Here is a 22,287-nt window from a genome sequence, read left to right on the forward strand (position 1 = left end):
AGGACTTTAGTCCTTATTTTTAAGCACGCTTGGTGCTTACTACGAACTTTCTAATTCATCAATTCGATAAATATAGGCAAATACAGGCGATTTGCGTTATACAAATAATAATGAGGACTCTTCGTAAAAAACGTAACGCCCTGCGCCAATCGTTGGCGGTATTTCGCTACAGTGGACGAGCGATCGCTTTAGTATGGAACACTAATCGCTCTCTGACGATTATTCTGGCAACTTTAACTCTGGTGGCTGGTTTATTACCAGCAGCTTTAGCTTACATCGGTAAGTTAATTGTCGATGCGGTGGTTTTTGCATCTCAAAATCATACACAAACTAGCAATATTGTCAATCACTCTCATCCTCTGATCTATGTAGGAATAGAAGCGATCGCTGTAGCTTTACTTGCTTTTAGCCAAAGGGGACTAACAATTTGTCAATCGTTGTTGCGGGTGTTACTCAGTCAACGGGTGAATGAATTAATCTTGGAAAAAGCCCTGACTCTAGAACTGACACAGTTTGAAGACTCGGAATTTTACGATAAACTCACAAACGCTCGCCGAGAAGCTTCTATTCGTCCCCTTTCGCTAGTCAACCGTACCTTTGGCTTAGTACAAAGCGCCCTTTCACTGTTAACCTATGGCGCTCTGTTAATCAAATTCTCAATTTGGGCATTGCTTGTACTGATCTTAGCAGCCATGCCTGCATTCGTTGCCGAAACTAGATTTGCGGGGGAAGCTTTTCGCTTGTTTCGTTGGCGCGCACCGGAAACTCGCCAGCAGCATTATTTAGAAACCTTGGCTGCGAGAGAAGATTTCGCCAAGGAAGTGAAACTCTACCAATTGGGAGAGATGTTGCTGGAACGTTATCGCAATATCTTCTATCAACTCTACGATGAAGACCGCAACTTAACAATCCGGCGGGGAATGTGGGGATATTTGCTGAGTTTGCTAAGTACGGTTGCTTTTTATATCGCCTACGCTTGGATTGTACTGGAAACCGTCGCGGGGAGAATTTCTCTAGGCGATATGACGATGTATCTCACCGTGTTTCGCCAAGGACAAATGACTTTTTCTGGTGCTTTGACTTCCATCGGGGGAATGTACGAAGACAATTTATATCTTTCTAATCTCTACGAATTTCTAGAGGAGGAAGTACCACAACCAAGAGGGAAAGCAACCAGAGGTGTGAAACCTGGAGATGGTATTCGGTTTGAAAATGTCACGTTTACCTATCCAGAAAGTATCCAACCTGCATTAACAAATATTTCTTTTCACCTAAAACCAGGAGAGAAATTAGCGATTGTGGGTGAAAACGGTTCTGGTAAAACTACTTTAATTAAACTACTGACTCGACTCTACAACCCCAGTTCCGGCAGGATTTTACTAGATGGCTTGGATTTACAAGAGTGGGATGTGGAGGTATTGCGACGACGCATTGGCGTCATTTTCCAGAACTTTGTCCGCTACCAATTTACGGTAGGAGAGAACATCGGTGTGGGTGATGTGGAACGGATGGAAGATAGGGAATTGTGGGAAATTGCTGCTGAAAAAGGTATGGCGCTACCTTTTATTGAAAAATTACCTACGGGTTTCACTACGCAGTTGGGTAAGTGGTTCAAAGGCGGACAGGAACTTTCTGGAGGACAATGGCAGAAAGTTGCCCTCGCCCGTGCTTTTATGCGAACTAACGCAGATATAGTAGTTTTGGATGAGCCGACATCAGCGATGGATGCTCAAGCTGAGTACGAGATTTTCAATCATTTTCGGGCTTTAACTAAAAATCAGATGGTGTTTTTAATCTCTCACCGTTTTTCAACAGTGCGGATGGCTGACAAAATTTTGGTAATAGAAGCTGGGGAAGTGGTAGAAGAGGGAAATCACGAGGAGTTATTGCAGAATGGGGGGAGGTACGCGAGGCTGTTTTATTTGCAAGCAGCAGGGTATCAGTAAACTGTTGTGCTTATTGGAATCTAGTTCGTAGTAAGGACTTTAGTCCTCCAATAAGGACTAAAGTCCTTACTACAAACCTTTAATTATTTACACTGTTCTACTTACTAAAGCATGATTCAAATATGTTTTAGATTGTCAAAACTCTAATTACATACTACACAAGCATTTTTTCTGAGTTGATTAATTTGCTATTATTGAGCGCGACTAACATAAGTGTAACTGAGCTTAATAGCGTATGTTAATAAATTTTGACAATCAGACAATTAATTACTACTTCAGAAGTATAAGGTTAATATTTTTGTTTGCTAGCTTTTTTCTATCATCTCAAACTTTTATATCTAATTAAACAGTTAAATAGCTTTAGAATTGTTACTTATGGAAGAGGTCTTTAAGAGTAGAAAATGAGCAAGCTTAAGTTATAACAGGAAATTAAATGACGATAGTAATTTTACTACTGTCTAACAAACTAAAAAAAATAGTTGAACTGCTATGACTAATAATATTGTGCCTAACCGTGTTTGTGAATCTGAGAAAAGTCATCAAACTGTAGAAATTTCTCTCTTGTTGGTGAATCTGAAAAATAGTATTTGGTTTTGGGGTATTTTTTCTTGGATGTTCGCAATTACTGATAGAGGTGTGGCTGCATTTGCTGATGATTATTTATCTGCAACAGAGATTTTACAGATATGCGCGATCTCTTTCTTATTCTTAAGTTGGTTATTTTTGAAGCCAGAAGAAAACTTAAATCATGATGATGATGAAATCTCGACAAGTGATCAAACTGATTTAGCTCATTATCGCCAGCAAGCAATATCTACAGTCAAAGATAGAATATTTGATCTGCAAGATCAACATATGATCAGTCAAGCATATACGCTGCCCTTTCCCTATATCTGCCAAATCTATCATTTATTAAATTTAAAACATCTGGAAACAGTTCACAGCTTTAGCCTGAGTAATTTAAAAGTTGTTGATGTGAATGATGTTCAAGCGACTACTCATGGCGGAATGCTAAAATTTCAAACAATGTTAGCTGTATCAAATATTAATATTTTAAGAATTTGGCGACGACCAATAGTCGAAGTAGAGTTAATATTGCATACTCCTTTTACTGTTGAACTAAGTATTCCAGTTTATAACAACAAAAAAATTATCGTTATCTTCAATGCTCTGCCTTTAAACAATAACGCCCATAAGTTTTTTGTAGATATTTACAGTGATCTAGAATGGCCCAAACCCATAATGCAAATTATCTTACATTTTGCCTCTTGTTTAACACTGTATGAAGATTTACCCTATTTACGCGCACTTGCGAAAAGAAATATAGAGCGTTTAATCAACTTAAATAGGATTTCAACTCACAAAACAATGTGGCTGTTTAGAAGATTCGTTGAACTCTATGGTTCAAGTATAGAATCTGCTGACCAATTAAGACTATTAAGCAGCTACGAAGCATAAATGTGCAGTTATCAAATTCAATTACTTACTGTTAACTGTTAACTGTTAACTGTTCACCGATTCCTAATCATTGCGGATACAATCGGAATGCAAGCAGAAATAGACAGAGTTCTGCATTCTGGGAGCGATCGCCAATGAAATTCATTTCTGAACCGTCCATACCTATAAAAATTCAAAAGATGAAAGAACGGGTGCGCTGGGGTAATGCAAGTATTATCCAGCGTGGGATTGATCAAACTAGCATGGTGATCGACGATCGCAACTCGGATAATCCAGAATTTTCGTTTATGGTGATTGGTGATAGTGGGACGAAATCATACTATAAACACCATCCCCAACGCCAAGTTGCTGAACTGATGCTTCCGCACCAAGAGGAATCTAGTTTTGTTTTACATATGGGGGATGTAATTTATATTGTTGGTTCCCGCGAGTATTATCCGCGAAATTTTATTGAACCTTATCGCGAGTTCATCGAAAACGGAGAAAACTACAAACGCATTCCTTACGATCGCATGGTGTTTAAAACCCCAATTTTGCCAGTGCTTGGTAATCATGATTACTATGATGTACCGTTGATGTATCGGCTGTTGGCAGGAACCACATTACCACTGCGTCGCCTGTTCCGCTATAAAGATATTGAAATTGGTTGGCATGGTTCTGATCAAGGTGATGCATATACACGGGCGTTTATTGATTATCTGAAAGCATTCCACAACAAACAACAGTTAGAATTTCATCTCGACGAACACTACACCGCCAAAATAGACACAGGGCGATGTTTGCGCTACGAACCTGGACGTTTCACCCGCCTACCCAATCGTTACTATACTTTCCGTTACGGCGGGATTGACTTTTTTGCCCTCGACTCGAATACTTTTAACGAACCATCTCCCCTACCCGCAACCAAAGAAGGAGAAAGCAGTCGCCGTCAACTAGAAAAGCGTCGTCACGAAATCGAAGACGAAGAGATGCAAATTTTGGAAGTGTGCGATCGCCTCAACCCAGATAATCCTGAAGATGCGGAAAAACTCGACGCTCTCAAAGCCAAGTTATACCAAATCGACGAAGTTAAAATTGACATCGAAAAACAACTTGCATCCCACGACGAACCAGCGATCGACTTTGAACAATTAGAATGGTTCAAGCAAAGACTGATTGCATCTTGGCATAGTCAAGAAGTACGGGGAAGAGTAGTTTATTTCCATCATCCCCCCTATGTTACCGAAGCGAGTAAATGGCATCAAGCCCAAACTTTAGCAGTGCGTCGGCGTTTGCGTTGGGTATTTGACAGTGCTGCACAAACTCTTGGTTCTTTAACTCAAGGGCGCCCGATTGTTGATTTGATTTTAAACGGTCATGCTCACTGCTTGGAATATCTCCGCACTACCGACACCGGATATGCTGACTCTCACCTCAATTGTATAGTCTGCGGTGGTAGTGGTCGTCGTCCCCGTCGTCAAAGAAATGAAGGGACTGAATTAATGGAGACTTTTGAATATATAGAAGAAAAACCGACTCGTAAAATTGCGGATTCGCTTTTATTTGTTGGTCGCAATGGTTACGATAATTTCAAGCGCTTGCCATACTCATGTGTGCGGATTGATGTCAGAGGGGGTACTCCACCGAAGTTTGTTGTCAAACCACTTGTTGCAGAACGGTTTCAAGGAGAGTGGTTTAACAAAGAATTGGAAACGTTTGAGATTTGAAGCTTTATAAGCTAAGATGCTGGCTGTTACAGCAGTACGATCGCACAACAACAGTCACCCGCTTGAAAGGCGGTATAGATGAGACATTAACTGATAATGACCAAACCGCATAGTATCTTTAAGAGCTAAGAATCAGCGATCGCATACCTGTTTTAAAAGCATGATGTTTTGAGGTGAACATGTGCGATCGCATACAACACTAGAGCTACCCTAAATTTAATTAACCTAGTTTTGATATTTTATTTTTTAATTATTTATATTTATCTGTACACGAAGTAATAGCTTGGCAGATAAATTTAGCCAAGCATATGACATCAATAATTATCAGCTGGGAGATGTAATTCTTTATTAAGATATCGCCAGAAAAGTAGATAATTCTGTTCATCAAGAACAAAATAAATTAGTCCTCAATACGGTTCAGTTAAGAAGAAATGTAGGTTGGGTTGAGCGCAAGCGAAACCCAACAAAGCCTTGATAAAGTTGGGTTTCGCTGTCGCTACACCCAACCTACAAAACTACAGTTCTCAAAGTAGACGTGGTTTAGTCCAGTATTACCAGAGCGATCGCCATAATTCATACACAAATATCTTTAAAATCTATAATGTTCCCTTTTCAATTAACTTCTCACTTAATTTCCACATTGATTTTTGTTACTTGTAGCACTTTGATCACAGGATTTCAAATCAAACCTGCTATCAGTGCAGAGAATATTTATTTACCTGCTGGGTCTATGAATTTACGCCTATCAGTTAAATCTTTAGAAGTTTTTGCAAAAGAAGGTCGAATTACCAAAGAATTTGAGTTTTTTGCTCAACGACTCAAACCAGAAAAATTACAAACTCTTCGCAATCTATTGCAGTATAAATTTAACACTAATCCTCTAGCAGTTTCCAAACTGACCTACTCTCCAATCGGAGAAGAATATATACGCCAATATGGTGCTATTATCAAAACACGAACAGGTCAAAATGGTTTTTATGCCATCCGTTCAGCCTTATTAGTAGCAGCAGCAGACCCAGAAGGATTAACTGGATTAACTTTTATACGTCACTTTCCTACAGATATTCAAATCAGTGTCAAAGATTTTTTAGAATTGTTGGATGAACTGAGTTATATTACAGGCTCTAAACAATCAGAGCCAATTGCGATCGCTGCGGAATTGAAATCAAATTGGTCTGGTGGTAGTGTAGCTAACCACCACTCACAGGAGGAATTAATACCACTTCATCACCCTCTTGCAAGATGGTATCTGGTTCAACAAATATCAAGTTAACTCCAAACCGGGTTACATCTCGCCATTGACTTAGTTCTGGATGTTCGGTAACTAGGCGATCGCATACTGCACCAACTGGTGTGTTTTTGGGAAATTCCAGTACTAGTTCTGGTACTCCATAAGCTTCTTGATAAGCAGCGAATAACTTGACTGTAATTTTAATTGCAGGTTCAGACATAAAAGCCCAATCAAAGCAGTCTTTGAAACATGTCTTTACATTATCGCTAATTTTGAGGGAAGTACCAAAGGGGTGAATACCTACAGTACGTTATGCGATCGCTATCCTTACCAACGGAAGATATAGAGTGGCGACAAAATTGACACTCTTATTCTCCGTAGGATTTGCGTTAATTAATCGTTGTTAGATAGTTAAAATTGCACACTCCTTTTTTTGATTAGCACCATTTATCAAAGATATCTGCTTCTAATTCCCATTGACGAATTATTTCTTCCTTGATCCAAGTCATAAATGGGAAATAAGCCTGTTTAGGCACATACCAACTTCCGTCATGGTTTACCTTGATCCACTCTAAGTTAGGATGTTGCAACTCATCGAGTAAGAGCCGAAATCCATAAGCAAAGCTGTGGTTACGATGTTGCAAAAGTTGTTCAAAGTGAATGATACGTTTGGCAGGTTCAATTGACATATATAAGTCGCTTAAAAACGTCGAACCTTCACCTTGCAAATTCATGATCAAAGTTGTATTTGTGCTGGGGATACGTAAGGATATTAGCCGCCTGTAAACATCGTCATCATCAACTTCAAAAGGTATTTGAAGACGATGAGCTTTAGCAGCAGTCATGATTTCGATCAGGAGGGTAATCAGCAAAGATGCGATCGCTTGATATTCAAACCCAGCGATTTTAAGATTTGGAACTTTGGCAATAGGTTGTGCTTGGATTTGGATTTGAACTGGATTGTAGTGTACTTTGTTCCAAGTAGTCGAGTAACAAGCACAGAATCCAGCATAAAAAGCGATCATGATGGCACTTACAATCTGTAAGACTGGAATGGTTTGTTTTTCAATTTTGTCAATCAGTTGATGATTTCTCGAAAAATAATTCATCATGTAGATTCCCTTTAAAACCCTCATTTAAAATAGAGTAGTTTATACAAGGATATAAGTGAGGCTTTTTAATGTCAATATAGTGTCAATAAAATTGTTTAAGCACTACTGCTAAAATTAATGAGGCTTTTATATGATGTAGAAGTATGACTATGATTCCTCCAGATGTTTTAAAAGAACTAGTGGCAGAGGAAAATTTATCTCCAGCCGAACAGGACGTATTGTCCTTAGTATTGGATGGAAAATCTCCAACAGAGATACAAAGGCTTTTGGGGATAGACTCGCAAAATGCAGTTCAGAAAAGGCTAGGTAAGATTTACACCAAATTTAGGTTGGCTGGTGCAGGGCCAGGTAAACTAGCCAAATTACAAAAAATCCTCATCGACAGGTATCAACTCAAGTTGGGTAAGAAAAAAGTCCTGATCTTTTGGTTTGGTAAGACTGGGAAATATATTGCTGAAGGACTAAATGATATTTTCAAGCATCCCCAGATTGAAGCATCAATATCAGATGTAGATTTTAACTCTAGTTCACTAAAGCTAACTGAGATTACACAATCTCTAGATGGTATAAATTACAGTATCACTTGTTTGACAGCAGGATTCTCACGGAATTCATGGGTGAATTTTGCCGTTGGTTTCCTTTCTGGCAAGATTAATAACTTCAAGCTGGTATGTTTTAGTAGAGAAAACCTAACTGAAGCACTACTGCACTTTGCTATCATAGATGGCACAAATCAGGATAGTTTGGCTGAACTTTTTCATGAGATGACAGGTACAGACATCCAAGAAGCTAAAACTTGGATCAATTTCAAACTTGCCAATGCTAATTGGTGGCAACAGATAATTCAACAACAACAAGAACAAATAGTTCAAGATGAATCCTTAGACTATCAGTTGATTGTAAAAGCAGGTCAAAAGATACTAAAAGACAACAAATATTTTCAAACTAATAAACTTTTTCAAAAACTCATCATCAATGTTCTGACTGATGTATGTAATCAGATTGAAGATGTTAGTTTAAATGGCAGCGTTTACTCAATTCCTTTAGAGCTTTATCCACGCTATCTTGTTTCTTTACAAAACGATAGAGATATTAATCCTCGTGTCCAAGCTGTGGCTATTGTTGATCATGTCGAACTTTTCTGGGCAAATGATCGAGGCGATGAAATTGGCAATACTAGCAATAAAGAAAGTGAAAGAATATTCATTTTTTCAGATATACAAGAATATAAAAAATCGACAAAATTCCTTTTGGAACATGCTTTTAAATACAAAGTTTATGTAATGATGCGAGATGCCTATGAACCTCTAGCACAAGAATTTTGTACTAATGAAAAGCTAACAAAATGGCAAGATAATGATTATGGTTTGCCCACTAAGCAATATGCAATTATTGAAGCTGCGGATCAGAGTCAACTATTGGTTTGGTATAACGAAGATAACTTGATCGATAAAAGACACAAAAGATTTGTTAATTTTTCTGCGATTACAGAGCAAGTAAATTTATATAAAGAAGCATTTGATAGAATTAAATCTTCTCAAGCTATTGTTCCTTTTAAATTAGAAAACAGAGAAAATGTCGAGCAAGTTACGGAGTTTGTCAGGGAAGTAGAATATAAGCTTTATCAAATGAATATTATTACTCCTGAAGAATTACTTGAAGATTTACAAAAAGTGAGAAATGAATTAATCAGTTTAACTGACGAGAATAAAGTTATAGACAAAGCTCTGAGTTTTGTACGTAAGAGATTGCATTCTCAAACAGCTTCTATTTTTATCTTTAGTAAAGACGGAAGACTACATCGTAAGGGAATACAAGGTATAGATGCCAAGGGAAAATCTATAGATAATCAATGGTTTGCAACAGAAAGTTACGCTGTAGGCGAGAGCTTTACAGGAAGAACTGCTTTACCACAACAGGAAGATGGTTTTGGTAAACCCCAGTGTAGTAATAAGTTATATGAAGAAGATTTAGATAGTAAAAGTCAAGCTGAATATACCAAAAAATTAGGAAAAATTAGCTGTGGTCTGGCAGTTCCTTTAAATGGTCAAAGTAAGACTTATGGAGTCCTAGAAGTCATCAATAAAATTAATTCCAATACAGGACAACATCTTAGTAATGGTTTTACTCAAAATGAAATTTATTGGTTATCAGCGATAGCTTCAGCAGTCGCTACTGCTCTTTCTAACATACGCAGAAATAGACAAAACCAACTAGAGTTAGATATTAGTAGCTTTTTAGTTAACTATCAGCAAAACGAAGAAAAAGCTTATGATGAAGTTGTCACTAGGCTGATATCTGAACACACTGCTTTTGAGGTATGTATATTACGACTCAAAAACCAAGCAGATGTTCTGGAAATACAAGCTAGAAACTGTGTTGCCCGTGTTGTGAATTGGGAACAGAGAAAAAATGAGGGAATTCAGTTAGGAGAAGGAATAGTAGGAAAAGTATTAGAATCGGGAGAACCTTTTATAATTCCGAATATAACTAAAGAATTGGATAAATTTAAAAACAAACAGTGGGTTATAGATAACCACTTAAAATCTTTTGGTTGTTTCCCACTGATTTATCAGACAGAGGTTGTCGGCACGCTTTCTTTGTATGCTGCCTATGAATACGATTTTCACCAAAGTTGTCGGGAATTTTTGAATAGAGTATGTTATTTAATTGCTGCTTTTATAGGTAGGAAAAGAGAATTTCGTGAAGTGCGTGACGTCGTAAGTCAGAGTTGTCATAACGATCAAAATCAATCCATTGATTTGATTAAAGAACTTGATTCTATATATACACCTAGTCCTAAAGCAGAAAAAATTGCTGGTGATGAGGTTGCCTCTGTACCTGTAGTTGACTGATAAACTATTAACCCTGTCTCTATACATGTGGGACAGGGTTATAGGGTTATTAATTAAATTTTTTGTGCGCCTGGTTTACCGTTTTCAACTAAAAACGAAACCAGAGTACTGACAGAGGCATTTTCCTCAGTAATTGTTGATACAATGCGGAAATCACTTTGCCAGCGATCGCGTGTGAGGTTGCAACGGACATAACCCCGGTAAGCACCATCAAAAAATTTAGTGTGGGGATTGTCACTTAAAGCAGCTTTGATCGGAGAAATGAAACTGGTGGGAAAATCTGATGTGATTGAGGTTCCTACGAACTCAGTCCCGACTGTGGCTGAATCGGGGTTTTTGAAGTCCACTTTGAGATCATATACCCAACTAGAATGAATATCTCCAGTAATCACCACTGGGTTAGAAGGTTGACGTTGAGCCAAAAAATTTAAAATCCGATTGCGTGCAGCTACGTAACCATCCCACTGATCCATATTGAATAATCCTGAGTCTGGGCGGGGATCAAAATCGTATTCAGCAAAAATAACTTGTTGAGCAATCACATTCCAGCGTGCTGAGGATTTATCTAAACCTTTTAGCAACCATTGTTCTTGTTCTTTGCCCGTCATTGTAGCTTCTGGATCGAAAGCTTGAGCGCAACGGGGCTTGAGTCCGTCATTACAAGGCTGATCAGTGCGATACTGACGGGTATCTAAGACATTGAATTCAGCTAGATCACCAAAGGTAAACCGCCGATAAAGTTGCATGTCAGGCCCATTAGGTAAGGAAAAGCGACGTAGTGGCATATGTTCGTAGTAAGCTTGATAGGCATAAGCCCGCCGAGTTACAAATGCTTCCTGACTTTGATTTTCTTCTGGTATCAAACCAGCGTAGTTATTTTCCACTTCATGATCGTCCCAGGTAACAATCCAAGGAAACTTAGCATGAACTGCTTGCAGATTTCGGTCGGTTTTGTATTGGGCATGGCGATTGCGGTAGTCTTCTAAGGTAAAGATTTCCGAACCAATATGCTGACGTGGTTTGTCAGGTTGTGCTGCATACTCGTAAATGTAATCACCCAAATGCACCACTAGATCGAGTTCTTCATCCGCCATGTGCTTGTAAGCTGTGTAATAGCCGTTTTGCCAATCTTGGCAAGAAGCAAAAGCAAACTTGAGTTGTGAGATAGAAGTATTTAATGCTGGTGCTGTGCGTGTCCGTCCAATTGGGCTAACTTCATTACCCACTCGAAATTGATACCAATACCAACGCTCAGGTTCTAATCCGCGTACATCAACGTGTACTGAGTGTGCTAGTTCCGGAGTTGCTAAGGTTTGCCCTTTTCGCACAATTTTGGTCATGTTTTCATCAAGGGCAACTGACCACTGCACTACAATGTTTTCTGGTGGCATTCCACCACCATTCAGTGGATCGATCGCCAGACGTGTCCATAACACTACACTATTTGGTAATGGATCACCAGAGGCAACACCAAGAGTGAATGGATAGCTAGAAAACTTTGGTTGTGCCATTACCGGACGCCATTGGCTAGCCACCGCCAATCCCGTGAAAAATCCTGCACCTAACAAAAAATTTCGTCGTCTGCACCGGATTGGTAACAAGCGATCGCCATCCATCAGTTCCATATTGCCCCCATTGTTAGTATTAATCAACTCGTTTCTAGGTGATTCAACCATGCAAACGAACATACCAACTTACAACAAAATGGGGTTTAAGGTAATGTTAAATAAGTAAACAGTAAGTAATAAAGTTTGATAGGTGATAACTGATAACTGTTAATAAACAAAGAACTCACGTGGATTGAGCAGATTTCTGAATCAACTCAATGATGGCGTCAATGATGCGATCGCCTTTCATTGGTATAATGCTTTCCCCATGCAGCACTTCCTGGGTAATGTGGAAATATACTGAAGATCCAACTAAAATTCTAGCTATTGCCTCTGGATCACTAATTTTCAGGTCTGGATGAGACATCAAATATTGAGTGAGAGTTTCCAGAGATGGTTTGATCATAGAACTAACACAAACTTGAGCTAACTCCGGAAAACGACCAGACTCTCCAATTAACACGCGCATAAATGCACAATGTTCTTGGTCAGTACTCATCTGCTCTAAAGCTCTAGTTGCTATCTGGCGCAAAACTTGCAATGGCTCCCCTTCCAAAGGTTCGCTACCAAAAATTAACTGATACTTTTTGTGAGCTAGTCGCTCGGTCATTGCTTTAAACAGTGTTTCTTTATCTGCAAAGTGGCTGTAAACAGTAGCTTTAGAAACGCCTGCTGCTGCTGCTAGTCTATCCATGCTTGTACCAGCGAAGCCATGCGCCAGAAACTCTTGCATTGCTCCTTTGAAAATTTGTTCTACTTTCTCAACTGAAGTCTCACGCTCCATTTCATTTACTTTTGCACGTACCATTTTTTTACTGATTCCTGCTGCTATGTACCAATTTGGAAATGTGGGCTTTGAAAATGGGTGTGGGGGTATAGGGGTTTAGGGGTGTAGGAAGAGTCACATTAGCCCACATTTTGTGATTTATCACGTCGGGATTTGGCTTCAAAAGTATTGTAGGGGTAGGATTTTCCCCTGCTCTACATCCTTACACCCTTACACCCTTACACCCTTACACCCTTCTATCTTTACACCCTCAACAGCTCATACTTTATTTTTTCCATAAGTATTGTCTATAAATCTATATGTAGTGACATTTAAAAAGAGAAACACGGACACAACAATAAGATTTCTGGAGAAGTCAGGATTATCAGCAATGAAAATTTTTTTCCTCTTTAACCCTTAACCTTTTTCCTAGTCTATGCTGTGCCGTGTTTTTTAAGAAACTGCAAGGAATTTGACTAAACTATACTGTTTAGTTTTTTCTATTATAGTACTTGCCAAACTAAACCGAACAGTTTAGTTTAGTAATATCATAAAACTAAACTGTTTAGTTTTGCGGGAATCAATGCTATGCTACAAAACTTCAAAGAGGGTTCTTTCCTCCCACCATCAATTTTTCGTCCATCAATTGCGATCGCAGCAGTTGCAACATTAGCTGTAGGTGGTATCAGTATTTACGCGATCCAACAATCCCGCAGTGCTGAACAACAGAAAGCCCAACAACAGCTAGTGCAAGTACCAGAAGTAAAAACAGTTACAGCTTTGGGTAGGCTAGAGCCAAAAGGAGAAGTGATTAAACTATCTGCACCTGCTTCCTCAGAAGGGAGTCGGGTAGAGCAATTGTTGGTGAAAGAGGGAGATACAGTCAAAACAGGGCAAGTAGTCGCAATTTTAGACAGTCGCGATCGCCTCGCAGCGGCCTTAGAAGAAGCCAAAGAAGCAGTGCAAGTAGCCCAAGCTAATCTATTGCAAGTCAAAGCAGGTGCAAAGCAAGGTGAAATCACAGCACAGTCAGCAGAGATTGATCGCCTGCAAGTAGAAAGAGAAACACAAATCACAGCCCAAAAAGCTACCATTGCTCGTCTAGAGGCAGAAAAAAACACGCAAACAGAAGCACAGAAAGCAACTATCGCGCAGTTGCAAGCACAGCTAGATAATGCTCAAGCCGAAGACCAACGTTATCAAAGCCTGTATCAAGAAGGGGCAATTTCGGCATCTTCCCAAGATAGCAAGCGTTTAACTTTGCGAACAGCCCAACAACAACTAGTAGAAGCAAAAGCAAATCTCAAGCGCATTGAAGAATCTTTACAAGAACAAATAGCAGAAGCAAAAGCGAACCTAGCACGCATTCAAGCATCTGGACAAAAACAAATTGAATCAGGTAAAGCAACCCTCAATAAGATCGCCGAAGTGCGTCCAACAGATATCACAGCAGCTCAAGCCGAAGTAAATAAAGCCGTAGCATCAGTCAAAAGAGCAGAAGCCAACTTAAAACAAGCTTATGTGCGATCGCCCCAAGATGGTCAGGTTTTCAAAATATACACCCGTCCCGGTGAACTAGTATCTAATGACGGTATCGCCGAAATTGGTCAAACTGATCAGATGTATGCAGTAGTGGAAGTTTACCAAAGTGATATTAGTAAAGTGTATCCTGGGCAAACAGTCCGCTTAGACAGTGATTCTATTCCTGGTGAATTATACGCAACTGTAGAAAGAATTGGTTGGCAAATTCAACGGCAAAACGTCATCAACAGCGATCCCTCTAGCAACATCGACGCCAGAGTCGTAGAAGTCCACGTGCAGTTAGACAAAGCTTCCAGCCAAAAAGCAGCCAAATTCACCAACTTGCAAGTGAAAGCGGTGATTGGGGACGAAACAATTAAAAATTAAAAATTAAAAATTAAAAATTAAGAACTTTTTGACTTTTAACTTACCCTACCCTGCGGGAACGACTTTGTCGAACGGGAAGCCGCTTGCGCGTCTATGACTTTTGACTTATTTTGTCCCCGATCCCTAAAAACCATCATGATTGGATTTATTCAACAATTACAGCGACGTACACCCTTGGGATGGCTACAACTCAACCGCCATAAAAGCCGTTTTTTAGTCGCATTATCAGGTATTGCTTTTGCTGATTTGTTGATGTTCATGCAAACAGGCTTCCAAACTGCCTTATATAGCAGTAATACCAGAATGCATCGTAGCTTAGAGGCAGACATTGTTTTAATTAATCCCCAAGCGCGTAATATTGCTAACTTATCCACATTTACCCGACGACGACTATTCCAAACAATGGATGTAGCAGGGGTGAAATCAGCAGAACCAATGTACATCAACACTGTCTCTTGGAAAAATCCCCAGACTCGCAAAGAGACAATGGTTTTGGTGATTGGCTTTAATCCAGATGTAAAAGCATTTAATTTACCAGAAGTCAATAGCCAACTGGATAAAATTAAACTACCAGATACCGTGTTATTTGATCGGGGTGCGAGGGGAGATTACCAAGAAGCGATCGCCCAAATTGACCAAGGTAAAACAGTCACTAGTGAAATTGAGCGCCGGACAATTACCGTCAGTGGGTTATTTCAAATCGGGGCTTCCTTTATTGCCGATGGTACTTTAATTACTAGCGATCAGAACTTTTTACGAATGTTTCCTAGACGAGAAGCCGGGAGTGTCAACTTAGGATTAATTCAAGTTCAACCAGGCTATGACCCGCAACAAGTAGCAATAGCTTTGCAAAAACATCTGGCAAATGAACAAGATGTTAAATTTTTAACCAAAGAAGAATTTGTGAAATTTGAGGAATATTATTGGCAAACTAATACTGCGATCGGCTTTATCTTCAGCTTGGGTGTGTCAATGGGATTTATAGTCGGCGTCATTATCGTCTATCAAGTTCTTTCCACCGACGTTAATGCCCATATGAAAGAATACGCTACTTTCAGAGCTATGGGTTATCAAAGCCGCTACTTGCTGAGTGTGGTATTTGAAGAAGCGATTATTATGGCAATATTAGGGTTTATACCAGGAATTGCTATATCTACAGGACTCTACGCTCTGACGCGCAGTGCAACAAACTTGCCACTATACATGACTCTAGCACGAGCATTACAAATACTAATTCTGACAATAGTTATGTGTATGATTTCCGGTGCGATCGCCACTCGTAAAGTCTTAGCTGCTGATCCCGCAGATATGTTTTAAATTGTCATTGGTCATTTGTCATTTGTCATTTGTGCTGACTTATTTAAATATGGTTATTTCTGTTCAAAATCTCAATCACTATTTCGGTAAAGGACAACTCCGCAAACAGGCGTTATTTGATATCAATCTAGAAATTAACGCTGGTGAAATTATTCTCATGACAGGCCCTTCTGGTTCAGGTAAAACTACCCTACTAACCTTGGTTGGTGGGTTGCGTTCTGCTCAAGAAGGGAGTTTGCAGGTTTTGGGAAGGGAACTCTGTGGTGCAAATGACAAACAACTGACACTAGCACGACGCAGTAATGGTTATATCTTCCAAGCACACAACCTGCACGGTAGTTTAACAGCTGTGCAGAACGTCAAAATGGGGTTAGAACTGCACCATGAACTTTCCCCTAAAGAAATGTATACCCGCGCCGCCGAAATGTTAGAGATGGTAGGGTTAGGAGAACGTTTGAATTATTACCCAGATGATTTATCAGGGGGACAAAAACAAAGAGTGGCGATCGCGCGGGCGTTGGTGAGTCATCCTAAAATAGTCTTAGCAGACGAACCGACAGCTGCGTTAGATAGTAAATCTGGTCGAGATGTGGTTAATTTGATGCAGAACCTAGCCAAAGAGCAGGGTTGTACTATTCTTTTGGTAACTCACGACAACCGGATTTTAGACATAGCCGATCGGATTGTTTATATGGAAGATGGTAAGTTGGCAAATGCTCCTGTGGCTGCGTGATTTGAGAAGATTCTACAAAGGTAGAAAAACTGAAAGAGAAATCCAGACAAAACTAGGTGTAAAGCTAAACCGCATAGGCGGTTGAATAATATAGTTATGCTGCAAGTCCTGGGTAGTGGTAGTACCGTTGTTTTGTCACCAATCGACTGATGAATAAATTATGACTAAATTTCCACCAAAGAACGAACGTTTAAAATTTCATTATTTCTCAGTGGTTTAATCTCAGATATGGGAACGATAACAACAGCTATTGATTCACCAGTTGCATTGAATACTTCTAAAACACAACCTTGTTCGCCATTGCTAGGATGAGGGACAAAATCAATTAAAGTTGCCACATCACCTTTTTTTAATTGATATTCGTTTAAGTCACGATTTAAAGCAACACGCTGGTATAGTTCAAAGTTCATTTGCAGACTCCTTCTCCGCTTCTTTGAAACGGATTGCGCCTAATAGGAATTTTAACAGTTATCAAAAAAAGCAACTGATAACTGTTAACTATTAAAAAACTATTTTTACACCTAAATCTTCCAACATCTGCTCAAGCAAATCTTCCATTACTTCCTGGTTCATCTGTTTCATCAGTGGTGGACCACAGAGAAACTCTTTAATTGTAATTTTCTGTTCTCGAAAATCCTTGACAAAATCGCGAATATTAGCAATAACCTCAATTTCAGATTCAACTTGTTCTAACATCTGATCTATCGGATCAATTCCTTCTTTAGCGACTTTGCGACAATCAGCAACTATCATTCCTTCTGGGGTATTTTTGACTAAACGCAGTTCCCTTTTAATAGTCTCATATTGCGTTTTGAGGAATTCTGTTTCCTGCTCTAAGCGGTTGCATTTGCGGGTTAAATCATCTTCATTATTGCTCTCTACGGATTCTCCCGCCTCATGTTGACGTTCAATCTCTAAAAGTCTCGCTAAATCCCCTTCTTGGTAAGCTTTATTAATTTCCTTCATGATTTCCGTATGACGCATTTGCGTCTCATCATCAGTTACCTTATCAGGGTGAAATATTTCAGCTAATCTCAAAAATGTGTTTCTAATTTTTCTCGACTCATCAGATTTACTTGTAGGGGTAAATTCTGACTCGTGTTGATACTGTTCGCGGTTATTTTGAGAAGAACCGAAAAATTCTTTCTCTTGTTTATCTGTTTCAAATAGTTCATCTAGTTCTGTGTCTGAATCATCGCGATCGCGTTTGGGACTGATAATTCCCGCCATTTGAAGATTTCGGTAAATTCCTTCAACATTTTTCTTTGTTTGTTTACCGAATTTTCTCGTGGCAAATATTTCATCAAATAATCTATGGATTTCTTCGTCTAGTGCTGCAAGTTTTTTAAAGCTAGGAGTTCCTCTATGAAAGATATCTGTAGCGAATGAGCGCATTTGCTCAACAAAATTATTCAGTTCTTTTTGTTTCCTCTTGATCTGTTTGAGCAGCCATTGATGTTCTTTCTCTAGCGCTTCTATACGAATATGGAGCGATGAAAGAGCTAGTGTAGTTGTGCTAGTCATAGGAGATGGGGAAGAGGTACGTCTAGCCATAGAATAAAGAGGTTAAATTCAAGTTAAAGACTACAATCATAAGTTAGATTTCATAGTTATAAATTCATAATTGATAATTCATAATTCCTAATTACTAAACTTGTTTTTCTACCTTACTACTTTATGACACTCTGGAATTCCTGAGAAGTGCAATCTTTGATTTTTTTTATTTTTATTTCAGAATCAGTCCAATAGCACGACGGATATAAGCTGAAACTGGTTCACTTGTGGGTGTGAATACCACTAGAAGAGTATTACGCATTAAATCCAGGTGTTAGCGATCCCCATCAAATGCCTGCTGATTTCGCTAAAATCATGCTGGCTCATGATGTGACGCATGTTGTATTTGATTATGATACAAACATGTATGATGAGTTAAAATTACTACCTCTAACTTTTCTTGTTAGTGATTACAAGTTTCGAGACTATTTGCGCGATCGCCAACATCCAGGAGTGGAAGTGATGTATAACGACCTAGTGCAACGTCAGGGTTTACCATGGTTGTATGGTTCGATATTGGCAGTATTGCCACGATTATTACCAGAGCTAATTGTCATCTGGTTCAAGAATCGTGGTAAGAAACTGTATTGGCCGTATTTTGATTACGAAGTGTTATTTGAGCGTTCTTTATTAGAAATTCGCCAAGAATTTGATATATTGCAGGAATAAAAAAGCTCATGAAAGGCAAACACATTTTACTAACAGGTGGTACTGGTGGATTGGGTTTAGGCGTGACACCAGCAGTTTTAGCGCAAGGTGCAGCAGCAATTACAATTCCTTATCACAACCCGAAAGAAGTGGAACGCTTAAAAGGAATTCTCTCCCCTGCTGATTTTGTCAGAATCAATTTTGTCTCTGCAAATTTAGTCGAAGAAGCTTCAGTAGAGAATATTATCAACCAGATGCAAAGGGTAGATGTGCTAATTCATCTGGTGGGTGGGTTTGCGATGGGAAAAACCCATGAATACAGCTTGGAGAGTTGGAAACGAGATTTTGATTTAAACCTGACTACAACTTTTTTGGTTTGCAAACACAGTCTGAGGAGAATGTTAGAACATGGCTATGGACGAATTGTGACTGTTGGTTCAAAAGGTGCAGTAGAACCATCAGGACAACTTGCAGCCTATTGTGCATCCAAAGCTGGTGTGGTTGCATTAACGAAAGCGATCGCAGACGAAACCAAAGGTACTAATATTACTGCAAATGTCGTCCTTCCTAGCATCATTGATACTCCCACGAACCGCGCAGCAATGGGTACAGAAAATGCTGATAAATGGGTAAAAGCTGAATCTTTGGCACAGGTTATCTGTTTTTTAGCCTCAGAAGCAGCCAAAGATATTCGAGGTGCGGCGATTCCTGTTTACGGAAGTATTTAGGAGTATATCTGGACGGTACTTAAGGATGCGGCTATATCTCAATCTTTAGAAGCAACTATAAAAGCAGGGAGCAGATTTTGATTATGCTTTAGTGTCTGAATTGACACTATTTAGTATTCACAATCATGGTTAATTTGTACGGTGCATAATTTTTAGTTTATACATAGAAATAGCAATAAAAAACTTAAGATATCACCTATGAAAGATACCCTTCATATATCCCCATTGGTAGGAGAAATGTCTTCAATTGAATCTAGCAATAGAGACAATCTGCCTATGGGTCGCCCCCATATTGAGTTTATCCAGGCAACCGATTTAGAGTTGCAACCTTGGCAGATATCTGGTGTTATCAGCAAAGCCCAAGCACGTACACTCAGTCGTGATTCCAATTGTGGCGCGGCGACTGAATTAGTCTCATTTCCTACAGGTTGGTCTGCACCTGTAGGTTACTTTTCTACTGACATTGAGATATTCGTTCTTGATGGACATCTCAAGATCGGTTGTTATCGTCTCAAACAGTACTCCTACGCCTACATTCCTGCTGGTATCTGTAGTGGTTTATGGGAGGTGCAAAAAGATACAACTGCCCTCTGGATGTCGTCTGCTACTCCGTGTTTCATTGCTACTTCTGAGCATAGGCATGGTGCGCGCCACGATAACTATATCCCTAGCCTTGACACCTCTGCTTTACCTTGGAGCGGAGCTATTACACCAGGATTCCCACCAGGTGCAATGCGTAAAACCTTGCGTACAGATCCAGATACAGGCAGCAGCACGTGGTTGCTTGGTGTATTACCCCAGTGGTGCGATCGCCGAGTTGAAATACATCCTGTTGTTGAGGAAGCTTACATTGTCATGGGTGAGATGTCTACTCCCCTTGGAAAAATGACCCCTGGCTGTTATTTCTGGCGTCCAGCGCATATACCGCACGGACCATTTTCTACCTCCATAGGTGTACTCATTTTCTTCCGCACTGACGGTCATCTACGTACTAATTACATACTGCCTGATGAATAGTTAATTGAGTTTTTAGCGGATACACAAGCCAGTATGCAGGTCATAATATTAAGTTATAAAGCTTTATCCCACTCTAATTGATGAGCTAAACCATACTTGATAAAATCTTCTTCTTTGGCGCGATCGCTTTTCCCAAAAACACCTAAACTGTAAGGATTATCTTGCATCCGTTGTGTGACTTGCTCTTTTTCAAATTGAATCGCTTCTTCTGTTGACCAATCCGGTTTAAAAAAGTCTACAACCAAGACAGTTCTGTCATAGTTAGTGTAATTATGCGGACAGTGTGGATAGCTGTGATCTAAAACCATGAATTGTCCTTCATGCCAATAAAGCTGATCGTGACATATTTTCATGGCAATATCTCCTTCTGGGACGACTAATCCTAAATAGCCACGATTCATGTGAGGGTTATAGTTTACATGCAGTTTGATATCCAAGCCTGGATGGAATGTACCAAAATAAACATTTCTGATGATATTATCCTCGCTAAGGTTTACTTTTTTGATCACTTTAGCCAAATTTGGGAAATATTTTTCTCTTAATGCCAGTGCTTTTTCTGAGACATCATCTGATTCATAATCAGGATATTTGATTTGATGCGTTTGAATATATTCTTCAATAAAAAGACCTTGGAATAAAATACCAAAAGCACTGTATTTTGAATTTCCTTTGGTTTTAATTGTTTTACTTTTAGGCCCTAGTACATCATAGGTGAATTTTAATTCTTCATCAGATGCACTATTAATAAACTTTGTAAACTCATCTCTAATAACTTCCCAATTATCTTGAAAGGTGTTGAGAAAAGGAAATTGTTCTGGGTTTAGATGATATTCATTAAAAGTTTCCATTGTCTTTTTTCCTGATGATGCTTGAATAAAAGAGCATTTAGAGCCTGGGGACAAGAAGAACTAGGATTGCTATAGAATCCTGCTATTATCTCTATTCTGTCAAATAGGAATAAAGATTTAACTAAATGGATTCAATGTGGATATACCACAACCCTCAAAATCCTTAATATTTCTAGTAACAAGTATCAAAGAATGTATTTTAGCTGTTGCTGCAATAAATATATCAGCTTGCGATCGCGGTTTACCTTGAGTTCTTAAAAAGCCTCTCAATTCACCCGCAGATTTGGCAATTTCTGAGGTGATGGGGAGAATTTGACAGTGAGTGAAGAGAAAGTTTTCAAACCAGTTTTGGATTCTAGCATTAGGTTTGGCTGTTAAACCATAATAAATTTCCTCAATTGTAATTACACTTAAGTTAATAGATGTCACAGTCCCGCTCCATGCTGTCACCCCTGGATTTGGCATTGGGCGAGTTAATTCACTGATTATATTCGTGTCACAAAGATGACTCATCCTATTCTTCTGTAAAAGGATTGTCGCGATCGCTTCGTGTTGGGATCTCTAAAGTATAATTTTCTTCAGTACATAATTGCTGAAGTTCTTTAAAGACTTGAGCTAGAGATGTTTTCGCAGTTTTTTGCCGCCAGTTTAAAAATTCTTTAAAAAGCTCAGGGTCTACAATTGCAGCTACTAATTCCTCTTGAGTATAAATTAGCTGAGGTTCAAGACTTGTGGCATTAATTATTGAAGGTAGCTGTTTTTTGGCTTCTTCAAGTGTCCATTTCATGGTAACAACCTCTAAGTTTTAGAAGTATTGGATATAAAGGCTGTTCTCAAGTTAGCTTATTTTCCC

At 39.1% G+C, this 22,287-nt stretch carries 20 protein-coding genes; 11 read left to right on the forward strand and 9 right to left on the reverse strand.

The annotated features are described in order from the left end of the window. The first annotated feature begins 110 nt into the window (after positions 1 to 110). The 4 genes from ACE1AT_RS23195 (at position 111) to ACE1AT_RS23210 (ending at position 6,383) form a co-directional block, all read left to right on the forward strand. Complete coding sequence (locus ACE1AT_RS23195) at positions 111 to 1,946, forward strand: ABC transporter ATP-binding protein (RefSeq protein WP_374872651.1); 1,836 nt, start codon at positions 111 to 113, stop codon at positions 1,944 to 1,946. Positions 1,947 to 2,435: 489 nt separating this feature from the next. Beyond that, positions 2,436 to 3,404, forward strand: coding sequence for a hypothetical protein (locus ACE1AT_RS23200; RefSeq protein ID WP_374872653.1), 969 nt, complete (start codon positions 2,436 to 2,438; stop codon positions 3,402 to 3,404). Positions 3,405 to 3,538: 134 nt separating this feature from the next. Beyond that, positions 3,539 to 5,110, forward strand: a complete 1,572-nt coding sequence (locus ACE1AT_RS23205; RefSeq protein WP_374872655.1) for a metallophosphoesterase family protein — start codon at positions 3,539 to 3,541, stop codon at positions 5,108 to 5,110. A gap of 601 nt (positions 5,111 to 5,711) precedes the next feature. Next, complete coding sequence (locus ACE1AT_RS23210) at positions 5,712 to 6,383, forward strand: alpha/beta hydrolase (protein WP_374872657.1); 672 nt, start codon at positions 5,712 to 5,714, stop codon at positions 6,381 to 6,383. Here ACE1AT_RS23210 and ACE1AT_RS23215 read toward each other — a convergent pair. Both ACE1AT_RS23215 and ACE1AT_RS23220 read right to left on the reverse strand, forming a co-directional pair. Then, on the reverse strand, positions 6,301 to 6,561 hold the full coding sequence (locus ACE1AT_RS23215) for a MoaD/ThiS family protein (RefSeq protein WP_374872659.1): 261 nt from the start codon (positions 6,559 to 6,561) through the stop codon (positions 6,301 to 6,303). The genes ACE1AT_RS23210 and ACE1AT_RS23215 overlap by 83 nt on opposite strands. Before the next feature lie 217 nt (positions 6,562 to 6,778). Continuing rightward, positions 6,779 to 7,453: a hypothetical protein gene (locus ACE1AT_RS23220; RefSeq protein ID WP_374872661.1), complete on the reverse strand. Its 675-nt coding sequence runs from the start codon at positions 7,451 to 7,453 to the stop codon at positions 6,779 to 6,781. Between the two features lie 149 nt (positions 7,454 to 7,602). Between ACE1AT_RS23220 and ACE1AT_RS23225 the strand changes: the two genes are divergently transcribed. Beyond that, the gene (locus tag ACE1AT_RS23225; RefSeq protein ID WP_374872663.1) at positions 7,603 to 10,308 is read left to right on the forward strand and encodes a GAF domain-containing protein; all 2,706 of its coding nucleotides are present in this window, start codon (positions 7,603 to 7,605) and stop codon (positions 10,306 to 10,308) included. Positions 10,309 to 10,361: 53 nt separating this feature from the next. Here the strand turns inward: ACE1AT_RS23225 and ACE1AT_RS23230 are convergent, their stop codons facing one another. Further along, positions 10,362 to 11,933, reverse strand: a complete 1,572-nt coding sequence (locus ACE1AT_RS23230) for an alkaline phosphatase D family protein (RefSeq protein ID WP_374872782.1) — start codon at positions 11,931 to 11,933, stop codon at positions 10,362 to 10,364. Between the two features lie 166 nt (positions 11,934 to 12,099). Further along, entirely contained in the window at positions 12,100 to 12,723 is a 624-nt protein-coding gene (locus ACE1AT_RS23235; protein WP_374872665.1) for a TetR/AcrR family transcriptional regulator, read from the reverse strand. Between the two features lie 546 nt (positions 12,724 to 13,269). On the opposite strand from ACE1AT_RS23235, the gene ACE1AT_RS23240 reads away from it, so the two are divergent. The 3 genes from ACE1AT_RS23240 to ACE1AT_RS23250 all read left to right on the forward strand — a co-directional run bounded on the left by ACE1AT_RS23240 (position 13,270) and on the right by ACE1AT_RS23250 (position 16,639). Then, complete coding sequence (locus tag ACE1AT_RS23240) at positions 13,270 to 14,589, forward strand: ABC exporter membrane fusion protein (RefSeq protein ID WP_374872667.1); 1,320 nt, start codon at positions 13,270 to 13,272, stop codon at positions 14,587 to 14,589. Positions 14,590 to 14,724: 135 nt separating this feature from the next. Then, a complete protein-coding gene (devC, locus tag ACE1AT_RS23245; RefSeq protein ID WP_374872669.1) occupies positions 14,725 to 15,906 on the forward strand; it encodes an ABC transporter permease DevC in 1,182 nt (393 codons plus the stop codon). A gap of 49 nt (positions 15,907 to 15,955) precedes the next feature. Beyond that, positions 15,956 to 16,639 carry a DevA family ABC transporter ATP-binding protein gene (locus tag ACE1AT_RS23250; protein ID WP_374872672.1) on the forward strand — a complete coding sequence of 228 codons (684 nt, stop codon included), beginning with the start codon at positions 15,956 to 15,958 and terminating at the stop codon, positions 16,637 to 16,639. A gap of 164 nt (positions 16,640 to 16,803) precedes the next feature. Here ACE1AT_RS23250 and ACE1AT_RS23255 read toward each other — a convergent pair whose 3' ends face one another. Beyond that, positions 16,804 to 17,049 carry a DUF4926 domain-containing protein gene (locus ACE1AT_RS23255; protein ID WP_374872675.1) on the reverse strand — a complete coding sequence of 82 codons (246 nt, stop codon included), beginning with the start codon at positions 17,047 to 17,049 and terminating at the stop codon, positions 16,804 to 16,806. 91 nt (positions 17,050 to 17,140) lie between these two features. Beyond that, positions 17,141 to 18,193, reverse strand: a complete 1,053-nt coding sequence (locus ACE1AT_RS23260) for a J domain-containing protein (protein ID WP_374872678.1) — start codon at positions 18,191 to 18,193, stop codon at positions 17,141 to 17,143. Positions 18,194 to 18,484: 291 nt separating this feature from the next. Here ACE1AT_RS23260 and ACE1AT_RS23265 point away from each other — a divergent pair, with 291 nt between their 5' ends. The 3 genes from ACE1AT_RS23265 to ACE1AT_RS23275 all read left to right on the forward strand — a co-directional run bounded on the left by ACE1AT_RS23265 (position 18,485) and on the right by ACE1AT_RS23275 (position 20,586). Further along, positions 18,485 to 18,862, forward strand: coding sequence for a hypothetical protein (locus tag ACE1AT_RS23265; RefSeq protein WP_374872680.1), 378 nt, complete (start codon positions 18,485 to 18,487; stop codon positions 18,860 to 18,862). Between the two features lie 8 nt (positions 18,863 to 18,870). Then, positions 18,871 to 19,569, forward strand: coding sequence for a 3-oxoacyl-ACP reductase FabG (gene fabG, locus ACE1AT_RS23270; protein ID WP_374872682.1), 699 nt, complete (start codon positions 18,871 to 18,873; stop codon positions 19,567 to 19,569). 237 nt (positions 19,570 to 19,806) lie between these two features. Continuing rightward, a complete protein-coding gene (locus tag ACE1AT_RS23275; RefSeq protein ID WP_374872684.1) occupies positions 19,807 to 20,586 on the forward strand; it encodes a DUF4437 domain-containing protein in 780 nt (259 codons plus the stop codon). Between the two features lie 53 nt (positions 20,587 to 20,639). Here ACE1AT_RS23275 and ACE1AT_RS23280 read toward each other — a convergent pair whose 3' ends face one another. The 3 genes from ACE1AT_RS23280 to ACE1AT_RS23290 form a co-directional block, all read right to left on the reverse strand. Next, the gene (locus tag ACE1AT_RS23280; protein WP_374872686.1) at positions 20,640 to 21,434 is read right to left on the reverse strand and encodes an aspartyl/asparaginyl beta-hydroxylase domain-containing protein; all 795 of its coding nucleotides are present in this window, start codon (positions 21,432 to 21,434) and stop codon (positions 20,640 to 20,642) included. 117 nt (positions 21,435 to 21,551) lie between these two features. Next, complete coding sequence (locus ACE1AT_RS23285) at positions 21,552 to 21,947, reverse strand: type II toxin-antitoxin system VapC family toxin (RefSeq protein WP_374872688.1); 396 nt, start codon at positions 21,945 to 21,947, stop codon at positions 21,552 to 21,554. Position 21,948: 1 nt separating this feature from the next. Next, positions 21,949 to 22,221, reverse strand: a complete 273-nt coding sequence (locus tag ACE1AT_RS23290) for a prevent-host-death protein (RefSeq protein ID WP_374872690.1) — start codon at positions 22,219 to 22,221, stop codon at positions 21,949 to 21,951. Positions 22,222 to 22,287 lie beyond the last annotated feature (66 nt).

This window comes from Pelatocladus sp. BLCC-F211 (genome assembly GCF_041928655.1).
GTDB lineage: Bacteria > Cyanobacteriota > Cyanobacteriia > Cyanobacteriales > Nostocaceae > Pelatocladus.